The following is a 12,070-nucleotide window of genomic DNA, read 5'->3' on the forward strand; positions in this document are numbered from 1 at the left end:
GGCGGGGGTTGTGGGCGCTGGCCCCGTCACACCGAAGGTGGGCCATTTTGATGTGGAGGGGGGCGCTGCCCCCCAATGCCCTTCAGGCATTCCCCCCCGGGATATTTTGAAAGAGAAGAAGCGGCAGGGGTTTTGGCCTTTAGCGAGCTTTGAAAAGGCCGCCGAGGATGCCACGGACAATGCGGCGGCCGGTGGTGCCGGTGAGTTCCTTGACCACCATGTCCCCCATCTTTTCGCCGAAGGATTTTTCGCGTCGCACCGGGCGCGAGGTCGAGCGCGTGACGCGGCTGCCAGAGTAGCGGCGGGCCGATTGGTATTCGCGCTGGGAGGTTTCCATCTCTTCTTCCTGTGCTTCGGCTTCGGCGGCGGCCTTGGCGGCGGCTTCGGCGCGGGCGGTCAGGATTTCATGGGCCGAGTGGCGATCCACCGGCGTGGTGTATTTGCTGCCAAGGTCAGAGAGCTCGATGGTTTCCGCGCGCTCGAGCTTGGTGATCGGCCCCAGCTGAGAGCTGGGCGGGCGGATCAGGGTGCGTTCGACAATGCCCGGCACGCCTTTTTTCTGCAGCATCGAGGTGACCGCCTCGCCGACGCCAACCTCGCGGATGGCGGTTTCCGTGTCGAAGGCAGGGTTTTCGCGGTAGGTCTCGGCGGCCATGCGCAGCGCCTTTTTATCGCGGGCGGTGAAGGCGCGCAGGGCGTGTTGGACGCGGTTGCCGAGCTGGCCAAGGATGTCCTCGGGGATGTCGTCGGGGCTTTGGGTGATGAAATAAACGCCGACGCCCTTGGACCGGATCAGGCGGGCGACCTGTTCGACCTTGTCCACCAACGCCTTTGGGGCGCCATCAAACAGCAGATGCGCCTCGTCAAAGAAAAAGACCAGCTTGGGCTTGTCGGGGTCGCCCACCTCGGGGAGGTCTTCGAAGAGTTCGGAGAGCAGCCACAGCAGGAACGTCGAATAAAGGCGCGGCGATTGCATCAGCTGGTCGGCGGCAAGCACATTTACTTGCCCGCGTCCATCCTGGCCGACGCGCATCAAATCACGCAGGTCCAGCGCCGGTTCGCCAAAGAAACTGGTGCCGCCCTGGTTTTCCAGCACGAGCAGCCGGCGCTGGATCGCGCCTATGGAGGAGGTCGAGATATTGCCGTAGCGCAGTTGCAGATCGCCGCGGTTCTCGCCGATCCAGACCAGCATGGCGCGCAAATCATCGAGGTCGAGCAGGGCCAGACCTTCTTCGTCGGCGACGCGGAAGGCGATGTTGAGGATGCCCTCTTGGGCTTCGGACAGCTCCAGCAGACGCGAGAGCAGCAGCGGGCCCATCTCGGCGATGGTGGTGCGGACCGGGTGGCCTTGCTGGCCGAAAAGATCCCAGAAGGTGACCGGAAAGGCGTCATAGGCAAAGTCGTCAAAGCCGATCGTCGCGTTGCGCTCCATGAAGGGCGCGTGCAGCTTGCCGGTTTCGGACCCGGCGACGGCGAGGCCGGACAGGTCCCCTTTGACGTCGGCCATAAAGACCGGAACCCCGGCAGCGGAAAACCCTTCGGCGAGGATTTGTAGCGTCACCGTCTTGCCCGTGCCGGTGGCCCCGGCGATCAGCCCGTGGCGGTTGGCATATTTGAGCGACAGGAACTGCTTTTCGCCGTAGTCCTTGCCGCCGCCGCCTACGAAAATGCCGTTAGTCATTAAAACTCTCCTTAACCGTTGGCAGCGAACATACATCCTTAACCAATTGGTGCCAGAGTGTTTCGAGTTCGGGGCGACATGTCCTCTCCTGCCCTGGACTGACTTCCTCCCTGTCAGACTGGCCGCGCCTTCGGGCGCGGCTTTTTTTCATGGCGTTTGGGGATTTTCAGGGAAGGGAAATAAATTGCGAAAAAGCCTGTTGACCCCGGTCAAAGACTTTCGTAGCGTCCCCTCAATGACAAAGTCGGCCAGTCCGACAGGGAGTGAAATGAAAAGGGGCCGTCCGGCCCCTTTTCTTTTGTTTCCAAAGGTTAAGCATGATCCGGCGGCATTCCGCGCGCGCCCCGAAGGTCATGTATTTCCTGCCTGACACCGCCCCTGAGGCGTGTTAATCGACTGTTCAGCAATTATACGGATTTCAGAGGACCTCCATGAAACAACCGCTTCTTTCGCTCGCTCTTGTTGCAGCGCTGGCTGCTGGCCCCGCTCTGGCGCAGGATGCGACCCCGGCCCCCGAATCCGACGCGCCCGCCCCGGCGGCGAACACCAACATTGGCGGCGCTCTGGATCTGGGCGAAGACGCAAATGCCGCACCGGCCGGCGCTCCGCAGGCACCGCGCACCTACGTCAAAGAGAAATTCGGCGACTGGAATCTGCAATGTCTGGAAGTGGCGGACGCCGATGACGTCTGCCAGATGTACCAGCTGCTGAAGGACGCGACCGGCAACCCGGTGGCCGAGGCGAGCATCTTCAAGTTGGCGAACGGCGGTCAGGCCGTGGCGGGCGGCACCTTTGTTGTGCCGCTGGAAACGCTGCTGTCGCAAAAGCTGACCATCACCGTCGATGGCGGGGCTGCGCGCCGCTATGACTACAGCTTCTGTGCGCCGGTGGGCTGCTACGCGCGCGTTGGCTTTGTCGCCGAGGACATCGCCCGCTTCAAGGCCGGGGCCAAGGCCAAGGTGACCATCGTGCCGGCGCTGGCCCCCGATCAAAAGGTCGAGGTCGAAATGTCGCTGACCGGCTTTACTGCCGCGTATGATCAGGCGTCCTCGCTGAACCAGTAATCGGTTCGCCCGGACAAAGAAAAAGGCGCGCGGCCCGTATGGATCGCGCGCCTTTTTTGTGTGCAGCGGTTTAGTGCGCCTCGGCCTTACCGCCGAACAGCGCGCCATAGATCGGGGCGATGATCTTGGTCGCGATGGGGATCAGGATCAGCCCGACGATAAAGCCCAGCACAAAGTCCATCGCGGCAACCGCCGCCCAGTTGGCAAAGCCTTCGCCGCCGGTCCAGCCTTTGGCGAGATCCTTGATGGTGTCTTCGGGCATGTGCCAGCCCATCTGGTGCAGGCTATGCACGATGATCGAGCCGCCCACCCAAAGCATCGCCGCCGTGCCAACGACGGTCAGCGCCTTGAGGAACCACGGCATGAACTTGACGATGCCCTGCCCCAGCGCGCGCGTAGCGCCCAGCTTGCCGCGCAGGCTCATCCACAGGCCCAGATCGTCCATTTTAACGATGATCGCCACAACGCCGTAGACCATGATCGTGATCAGGATCCCCACCAGCGCCAGCACCACCGCCTTGAACACAAAGGAGGCGTCGGCGTCGATGGTCGACAGGCTCAGCACCATGATCTCGGCCGAGAGGATAAAGTCGGTCTTGATCGCGCCCTTGACCTTTTGTTCCTCGAGGTGGGCGGGATCGCCAATGTCGTGGCTGCCATCCGGGCCGCCAGAGTGGTCGTCATGGGGCATCAGCACATGCACGATCTTTTCCGCGCCCTCAAAGCACAGGTAAGACCCGCCAAGGATCAACAAGGGCGGGATCATCCACGGCGCAAAGACCGACAACAGCAGCGCGATGGGCAGCAGGAACACCAGCTTGTTCACAAAAGACCCGCGCGCGATCCGCCAGATGATCGGCAATTCGCGCGAGGCGTCAAAGCCGGTCACGTATTTCGGGGTCACCGCCGCATCGTCGATCAACACGCCCGCCGCCTTGGTGCTGGCCTTGGCGGCCGCTGCGGATACATCGTCCACCGACGCCGCCGCCACCTTGGCGATGCCCGCCACGTCATCGAGTAGTGCCAAAAGGCCGCTCATTCCGGATACTCCTATACTGTTGCGCATACCCTAATGCGCCCACGCCCAAGCGCAAGCGGGACAAATTCGCTGATTCTTCCCCTGCCCGCCTCGTTAACCATTTCTGGGCAACCTCTTAACCAACGTTACCGCAAACGCACAGTCATCGTTAGCGATACCACGCATGATAGCGCTGCTGGTAGCGATAGGTTTACCGCTAACATACTGACAAAAAACGCCTTTTAGGCTATGCAGGTGCAGCATACCGCCCTATATCACCCCCTAACAAATAGTTTAGGAGACCGCCCCATGACCGTCACTGTCGGGATCAACGGATTTGGCCGCATTGGCCGCTCCACCCTTGCCCATATCGCCGAAAGCGCGCGCAACGACGTACAGGTCGTCAAGATCAACGCCCCCGGCCCGATCGAGACCCACGCCCACCTGCTGCGCTATGACAGCGTTCATGGCCGCTTTCCCGGCAATGTCACCGTCAAGGGCCAGTCCATGGACCTGGGCCGTGGCCCGATTGACGTGATGTCGTCCTATGACATGAACGAGCTCGACTGGGGCGGCTGCGACGTTGTGCTGGAATGCACCGGCAACTTCAACGACGGCGACAAGGCGAACACCCACATGGCGCGCGGCGCGAAATCGGTGCTGATCTCGGCCCCCGCCAAGAACGTGCAAAAGACCATCGTCTACGGCGTGAACCACCGCGACCTTGAAAAGGGCGATGTGATGATCTCGAACGGGTCGTGCACCACCAACTGCCTCGCGCCGCTGGCCAAGGTGCTGGACGAGGCGATCGGCATCGACTCTGGCATCATGACCACGATCCACAGCTACACCGGTGACCAGCCGACGCTGGACCGCCGCCACAAAGACCTCTACCGCGCCCGCGCCGCTGCCATGGCGATGATCCCGACCTCGACCGGCGCGGCCAAGGCTCTGGGCGAAGTGCTCCCGAACCTCAAGGGCAAGCTTGACGGCACCTCGATGCGCGTGCCCACGCCGAACGTCTCGGCCGTGGACCTGACCTTTGTCGCGAAAAAGGACGTCACCGTCGCCGACGTGAACGAAGTGGTCGCCGAAGCCGCCGCGGGCCGCATGGGCATGGTGCTGTCCTACGACCCCGAGCCCAAGGTCTCGATCGACTTCAACCACACCACGCATTCGTCGATCTTTGCCCCCGACCAGACCAAGGTCACTGGCACCCGTCTGGTGCGCGTGCTGGCATGGTACGACAACGAATGGGGCTTCTCGGCGCGGATGGCCGATGTGGCCGGCGCCATGGGCCGCCTGCTGCACTAAGCCCTTACGGTTTCAAACGAAACGCCGCTGCGCCCCATGGCTCGGCGGCGTTTTTGTATTCTACAGCAGCGCGTCCCACAGCAGCTTGACGGCAATCCCGCCCAGCAGCGCAAGGATCACCCGGTCAAAGGTCTGCGGCGCGATGCGACGCGCCAACCACGCCCCGAGCGGCATCGCCCCCACCAAGGGCACTAGCGCCGCCGCACTGCCAATCCCCCGCTCCACCGTCAACAACCCGTACCACGCCATGGACGGGATCTGCACCACGGTCATGCTGAGGAAAAACAAAGAGATCACCGCAACGAACACCGCCCGCTCCAGCCGCATCGCGTTCAAAAAGGTGATCGACACGGGCGCGCTGACCCCGGTTGCGCCCTGCAAAATCCCGGCCACGACCCCGGCGGGCAAGGCCAGCTTGCGCCCCAGCGCCATGCCCAAGCCCCAGTCAGGCCGCAACAGCCGGAACCCGATATAGGCCAGCACCACCGCCGCCACCATCATCAGCAATAAGCGCGGCGCCACATGCGCAAGCATCACCGTCCCAAGCAAAGCGCCCACAAAGCCCCCCCCGGCAAAGGCCCAAGCCATCGCCCCCGCAGGCAAATGCGCCCGAAACTTCCAACTCTGGATCAGGTTGGTGGCAAAGTTCGGCAGCACCATCACCGCCACCGCCGTCGGCACATCGTAATAGATCGCAATGACCGGCACCGCAATCACCGGCGCGCCCGCCCCCGTGGCCCCCTTGAGGATTCCGCCCAGCACCAAGGCCAAGCTGACCCAAACCAAACCGACCCACGCGCCATCCACCAACACTTCCATCAACCGCCCCCTGCTGCGCCGCGCAGACAACAGCGAAAAGGGCGCGGAAACAACCCCACGCCCCGGAATTCTACCCTGTCTTCTTCTCTTTACAAATATCCCGGGGAGCGCGAGGGGCTGGCCCCTCGCATCCTCACCTATCCACAGGCCCTAACCTAAAGATAGTCCGCCCGCTGCAAGCCATACTTGGCCATCTTCTCGTTCAGCGTCCGGCGCGGCAGGCACAGCTCGTCCATCACCGCCGCGATCGACCCCTTGTGCCGCCGCATGGTGTTGTCGATCAGCATCCGTTCAAACGCTTCGACGTATTCCTTCAAAGGCTTGCCTTCGGTGGTCATCACCGGCTGCATCTGGTCGTGATCGCTCATCAGCAGCGACGCAATGGTCCCCTGCCCGCGCCGCGATTGCAGCACCGCGCGCTCGGCGAGGTTGATCAACTGCCGCACGTTGCCGGGCCAAGGCGCTTGCAACAGTTGCGCCGCCTCTTGGGCCGAGACCTTCGGCGCGTCACAGCCGTATTCCTCGGAAAACTGCTCGGATAGGCGGGTGAACAGCGTCAGGATGTCTTCGCCACGCGCGCGCAAGGGCGGCACCACGATCTTCAACGCCGCAAGGCGATAATAGAGGTCGGGCCGCATGGTGCTCTCGCAGGTGCGCCCTTCATCCTGAAGGTTGCAGATCGCCACGATGCGCGTCTCGGGCGGGTTGCCCTGATCGTTGATCGCCGACAACAGCCGCGCCTGCGCCGCATCGGACAGCACCTCGATGTCTTCCAGAACCAAGGTGCCGCCGCGCGCTTCTTCGACCGCCGGAAGGCGCGTATCCTCGGGCTGCATCGGGCCAAACAGGCGGCGCATCAGCGCGTCTTCGTCCATGGCGCCGCAGGAAATCAGCACAAACTTTTTGCCCGCCCGCGCGCCAACCGCGTGCATGGCGTGCGCCACCAGCGTCTTGCCGGTGCCTGTTTCGCCTTCGATTAAGACATGCCCGTCGGCCTGCCCAAGGTCTAAAATATCCTCGCGCAAACGCTCCATCGCCGGGGAAGAGCCGATCAGCTTTTCCATGATCTGACCGCCCTCACCCAACTCGCGGCGCAGCGCACGGGTGTCCAGCGTCAGCCGCCGCGCATTCGTCGCCTTTTTCGCCAGCTCGGACATGCGGTCGGGGTTGAAGGGCTTTTCAAGGAAATCAAACGCGCCAATGCGCATCGCCTCGACCGCAATCGGCACATCGCCGTGGCCGGTGATCATGATCACCGGCAAGGAACTGTCCGCGCCCATCAGCTTTTTCAACAGCTGAATCCCGTCCATCCCCGGCATCTTGATGTCGGAAATCACGATCCCCGGATAGTCGGCGCTGAGCGTGCCCAATGCCTCTTCGGCGCTGGCGAATGTCTCGGTGTCATAGCCCGACAGCGCCAGCCACTGGCTGATCGACTGCCGCATATCCTGCTCGTCATCCACAATCGCGATTTTCATTGCATTCGCCATGGGCTTCGTTACTCCGCCGCTTCGGTCTTTTCGTTAAGGACGGGCAGCTGCATCTCAAAGACAGCCCCGCCGTGTTCACCATTGCGGGCGGTCAGCCGCCCGCCCAGATCGCTGACGATCCCCGAGGAAATCGCCAAGCCCAAGCCCACCCCGTCGCCGGGTTGCTTGGTGGTATAAAAAGGCTCAAACAGCGCATCGAGGTCAGAAATGCCGTGACCGTTGTCGCGCACGCTGAGCGTCGCCGTCTCGCCCGCCGCAAGGATGATTTCCACCTGCGGGTCATCCTCTGACTTGGTGGCATCCAGCGCATTTCTCAAGAGGTTGACCAAGACCTGTTCGATGCGCATCCGGTCGCCCATCACCCGAACCGGCTCATCCGGCAAGATCTTGCTGATCTTGATACGGCGCGATTTCAGCTGCGGCTCCATCATCGACAGCGATGAGGCCAGCGCCTCGGCCATGTCGACCGGGCTGAACTGTTCCTGCCCCTTGCGGGCGTAGGATTTCAGCTGGCGGGTGATCGCGCCCATGCGTTCGATCAGATCGTCGATGCGGTGAAAGGCAGACAGCGCCTCGTCCGGCCGGTTGCGCCGCAGCAGCAGGCGCGCGCCCGCAAGGTAGGTCTTCATCGCCGCCAGCGGTTGGTTCAGCTCGTGGCTGACCGCCGCCGACATCTCGCCCAAGGCGGCCAGTTTCGAGCTTTGCGCAAGGCTTTGCTCTGCCACGGCAAGGTTTTCCTGCACCCGCTCGCGTTCGGCAATCTCGCGCTGAAGCCGCGCGTTCAACGCCCGAAGTTCAGCCGATTCCCGTTGGAACAGCGCCATGCGCAGCGCGGTTTTGCGGCTGAGCGTGTAGAACGCAAGCGCCGCGAGGATCGCGAACCCCATGATTTCCAAGGCCAAAGCCGCGTTCACCCGCTCGCGCACGCTGGCATAGGTGGTAAAGGTCGTCAGGGTCCAGCCGCGGAAGGGAATGCGCCCGTCGATGCGCATCACCGCCTCGCCTTTGAGGTAGGCGTCAGCGTCTTGCGCGGTCCAGTCGGCGGTGGCGCGGATCGCCCGTTCGATGGCGCCGTCCGCCGGTTGCCGTTCCAGCGCGCTGACGATGGTCAGCCCCCGCCAGCGTGGTTCGGTCGCAAGGATGATGGTGCCTTCGCTGTCGGTGACCATGACCGCGTCGGAAATCCCCGCCCAGGCGCGTTCGAATTTGGCCAGATCGACCTCGACCATGATGACGCCGACGGTCTCACCGGCGCTTTCCATGCGGCGCGAATAGGTAAAGCTGTAGCCGCCCGCCTCGCGCTGGATCGTGGTAAAGACCGTGGTGTTCGAGCGCAGCGCATCGACGAAATACGGCCCGTTGCGGTGGTTTTCACCCAGGCGGCTGCGGTCGGTGGCGGCCACGGTGCGCCCATCGCTGTCCAGCAGCATCAAGGAGGCCGCGCCGATTTCATCGACAAAAGAAATCAGTCGCTGCGAGCTTTGCGCATAATCCGCCGAGTTGAGCGCGCCGATCAAGGCCGGGTCGCGCGCCAGCAGTTGCGGCACAATGGCGTTGCGGCGCAGCTCGGACACCAAGTTGCCCGAGTAGAGCGCGAGACGCAGTTCGGCCCGGTTGCGGGTGGTTTCGGTAAAGCGGTCGGTCAGCAGCCGGTTCGTGACCCACGCGGTGGCAATCGCCGCGACCAGCAGCACCACCAACGCCAAGCGCACCCGCCCCGAAAGGGGCGCGCTGCGGCGATAGACAAGGGGTTTGGTCGAACGTGCCATGGCGCGCAGGATAGGCCCCACGCGCCCGGTTCTCAAGTCAGGCCGAGGCGAGCTCGGTCGTCAGATGGGCGAAAAGACGCGCACCGTCGTCGTTGCCATGGGCGGCTTCGGACGCGCGTTCCGGGTGTGGCATCATTCCCAGAACCCGGCGGTTGGCCGACAGGATGCCCGCAATGTCGCGCGCCGCGCCGTTGGGGTTGGCGGTATAGCGGAAGGCCACGCGGTCTTCGCTCTCGAGCGCGTCGAGGGTCGCGTCATCGGCAAAGTAGTTGCCGTCGTGGTGCGCGATGGGCAGGCCAATCTCGGTGCCCTTGCCGTAGCCCTTGGTGTAGACGCTGTCTTCGGTGGCGACGGTCAGGCCAACGGTGCGGCAGATATACTTCAACCCTGCATTGCGCAGCAGCGCGCCGGGCAGCAGGCCGGTTTCGGTCAGCACCTGAAAGCCGTTGCAGACGCCCAGCACATAGCCGCCGCGGTCGGCGTGGGCCTTGACCTCTTGGATAATCGGCGCGTTGGCCGCGATGGCCCCGCAGCGCAGGTAGTCGCCAAACGAGAACCCGCCGGGCACACCGATGATATCCACACCGGACGGCAAGGCCGTATCCTTGTGCCAGACCATGTCCACTTGCAGACCGGCTTGTTCAAAGGCCCGGGCCATGTCCCGATCACAGTTCGAGCCGGGGAAGACGATGACAGCGGCTTTCATGGGCAATCCTCTCTTGCAACGAGCGCGCCGGGGGTGGCCCGTCCAAGGCCAAACCGACGTCACAAAGCGCGCGGCGCAGAATCGCCGCTTTGGCGGCTTTTAGCACAGGTTTGGCGCAAAGACAGGGTGTCCTTGCACACCGAAAGCGACGGCTTGAAACGCCGATCCAGACCGGCGTTTCAAGGTTGGCTGTTTTAGAATTCGTCCCAGATTTTGCCATCGGCGGAATGGACATCCACCGGGCCACCACCGCTGACCGCCTTCTTTTCGACGCGCTCAGAGGGCGCAGGTGCCGCAGGCGCGCTTGGCTCAACCGTCCAATCGTCTTTCGGCGCATGGGACGACGCAGGCGGGGCCACGGGTTCGGGCGCGCCGTCCATATCCTGTCCGTGATGAAAGATGCCCAAGGTGTCGGTCAAACGCTCGGCTTCGATGTTCAGGCTTTGGCCGGCAGCATTGAGTTCTTCGACGATAGCCGCGTTTTCCTGGGTCGTGCCTTCGAGACGTTGAACACCGTCGTTGATCTCGCCCAAGCCCTTGGTCTGGCTGCGGATGGACCCGGCAATTTCCGTGATCAGATCGCGCAGGCGGCCCACCTGGGTCTGCACCTCCATCAAGGATTTGCCCGTCTGCTGCACCAGTTCGCTGCCTTCGCGGACTTCTTCGCTGCTCGACAGGATCAAGGTCTTGATCTCCTGGGCCGAGTTGGCCGCGGTTTGGGCCAGGCTGCGCACTTCGGAGGCAACCACAGCAAAGCCCTTGCCCGCTTCACCGGCGCGCGCCGCTTCGACGCCCGCGTTCAACGCCAAGAGGTTCGTCTGGAAGGCGATGTCGTCGATGGCCGAAATGATCTGGTTGATCTTGTCGGACGTCGCTTCGATCCGGTTGATCGCGTCGATGGCCCGGCGCACCACCTCGCCGCTTTCGTCGGACAACTGTCGGCTGGCCCCGGCAAGCTCATCGGCTTGCTCGACGTTGGCGGCGATGTCGCGGCTGGTGGTGGTGATCTGGTTCAACGCTTCGGCGGAGTGCATCAGCGTCCCGGCCTGCTCTTCAACGCGGCGCGCCAGATCGTCAGACGTCGCGCCAATCTCGGCCGCAGCAGAGCGCACGCCGGTTGCCACGCCATCCGCCTGTGCCAAGGCCTTCGCCAGGCTTTCGACACCTTCGTCAAAGTCGCGGCGCAGCGCCTCGTACTCGGGCGGGAAATCACCGCCCTCAATGCTGACCGCGAGATTGCGCTCGGCCACGCTGGACAGACCTTTGCGCAAGGCGGCGACCACGCGGTCCGTCTCGGCGCGGGCTTGTTCGGCGTCTTTGTCCTTGTTCTGGGCCTCGCCCAGCTTGCCACGGAAGGTTTCCACAGTGCGCGCGGTGGCGCCCAGTTCATCGACGCGGTCCGTGTGCGGCACGTCGCTATCCAGATCGCCATCGGCCATGGCCTGAAGACGCGCAGAGATCTCCGACAGGGGGCGCAAGGTGCGGCCAAGCACAAAGAACATCGCCGTCATCCCCAGCCCCATCGCCACCGCCGAGGCAATCAGACCCAGTTTAAGACGCTCGGCGATTTGCGTGTCCACAACGGTGCGGTTCACACCCACATAAAAGATCCCGATCACGTTGTTCTGCGCGTCAAAGATCGGCTCGTAGATCGTGTAGTACGGCTTGCCGAGGATCACAGCCTCGCCCATGAATGTCTCACCGGCGAGCATTTGGGCGTGCACCGGGTTTTGCTTGCCCAGCCAGGTGCCGACCGCGCGCGCGCCGTCGGGTTTGACGATGTTCGTGGTGCGGCGGATGAAATCGCCCTCTTCTGGAACCCAAGCGAACAGCGTCGCCGTTTCGCCCGAAATCCGGCCAACCGAATCGATCAGGTCGTGCGTTTCGGGCACCACAAGCTCTGGCCATTGCACCGCAACGACTTGGCCCTCGTCGTCCAGCTCCATCTCGATTCCCGGGAACTGGCCCGCGAATTTATCGACCAAAATGCGCAAGGACGCCATTTGGCGGGCCTGGGCGGCGTCGATGGCCGAGGTTCGACTTTGCATGTCGAACACAAAGAAAAGCCCGCCGCAAACCAGCAGCAACAAGCCGGAAAAAGCGACTGCCAATGCAGCCTTGATAGAAGACGTCAATCGTCGCATCATACGCCCCGGAAACAGTGATCGTTGCCGGCAGCATGTCCACATTTTCCCACGATTGTGTTAAG

At 63.0% G+C, this 12,070-nt stretch carries 9 protein-coding genes; 2 read left to right on the forward strand and 7 right to left on the reverse strand.

The features are described 5' to 3' along the window. Nucleotides 1-139: 139 nt before the first annotated feature. Nucleotides 140-1,681, reverse strand: a complete 1,542-nt coding sequence (locus tag B9A11_RS05385) for a helicase HerA-like domain-containing protein (RefSeq protein ID WP_058246915.1) — start codon at nt 1,679-1,681, stop codon at nt 140-142. Between the two features lie 431 nt (nt 1,682-2,112). On the opposite strand from B9A11_RS05385, the gene B9A11_RS05390 reads away from it, so the two are divergent. Continuing rightward, nucleotides 2,113-2,745, forward strand: coding sequence for an invasion associated locus B family protein (locus B9A11_RS05390; RefSeq protein ID WP_058246914.1), 633 nt, complete (start codon nt 2,113-2,115; stop codon nt 2,743-2,745). A gap of 70 nt (nt 2,746-2,815) precedes the next feature. Here the strand turns inward: B9A11_RS05390 and B9A11_RS05395 are convergent, their stop codons facing one another. Then, complete coding sequence (locus B9A11_RS05395) at nt 2,816-3,784, reverse strand: DUF808 domain-containing protein (protein WP_058246913.1); 969 nt, start codon at nt 3,782-3,784, stop codon at nt 2,816-2,818. 288 nt (nt 3,785-4,072) lie between these two features. On the opposite strand from B9A11_RS05395, the gene gap reads away from it, so the two are divergent. Then, nucleotides 4,073-5,077, forward strand: coding sequence for a type I glyceraldehyde-3-phosphate dehydrogenase (gene gap, locus B9A11_RS05400; RefSeq protein ID WP_058246912.1), 1,005 nt, complete (start codon nt 4,073-4,075; stop codon nt 5,075-5,077). 60 nt (nt 5,078-5,137) lie between these two features. Here the strand turns inward: gap and B9A11_RS05405 are convergent, their stop codons facing one another. The 5 genes from B9A11_RS05405 to B9A11_RS05425 form a co-directional block, all read right to left on the reverse strand. Next, entirely contained in the window at nt 5,138-5,896 is a 759-nt protein-coding gene (locus B9A11_RS05405) for a sulfite exporter TauE/SafE family protein (protein WP_058246911.1), read from the reverse strand. Between the two features lie 155 nt (nt 5,897-6,051). Next, complete coding sequence (locus B9A11_RS05410) at nt 6,052-7,386, reverse strand: sigma-54-dependent transcriptional regulator (RefSeq protein ID WP_058246910.1); 1,335 nt, start codon at nt 7,384-7,386, stop codon at nt 6,052-6,054. An 8-nt stretch (nt 7,387-7,394) separates the two neighbouring features. Next, nucleotides 7,395-9,155: a sensor histidine kinase gene (locus B9A11_RS05415; RefSeq protein WP_058246909.1), complete on the reverse strand. Its 1,761-nt coding sequence runs from the start codon at nt 9,153-9,155 to the stop codon at nt 7,395-7,397. A gap of 37 nt (nt 9,156-9,192) precedes the next feature. Continuing rightward, on the reverse strand, nt 9,193-9,861 hold the full coding sequence (gene purQ / locus B9A11_RS05420; RefSeq protein ID WP_058246908.1) for a phosphoribosylformylglycinamidine synthase subunit PurQ: 669 nt from the start codon (nt 9,859-9,861) through the stop codon (nt 9,193-9,195). Nucleotides 9,862-10,055: 194 nt separating this feature from the next. Then, on the reverse strand, nt 10,056-12,005 hold the full coding sequence (locus B9A11_RS05425) for a methyl-accepting chemotaxis protein (RefSeq protein ID WP_058247128.1): 1,950 nt from the start codon (nt 12,003-12,005) through the stop codon (nt 10,056-10,058). Nucleotides 12,006-12,070 lie beyond the last annotated feature (65 nt).

The sequence above is a fragment of the Tropicibacter naphthalenivorans genome (assembly GCF_900176475.1).
Lineage (GTDB): Bacteria > Pseudomonadota > Alphaproteobacteria > Rhodobacterales > Rhodobacteraceae > Tropicibacter > Tropicibacter naphthalenivorans.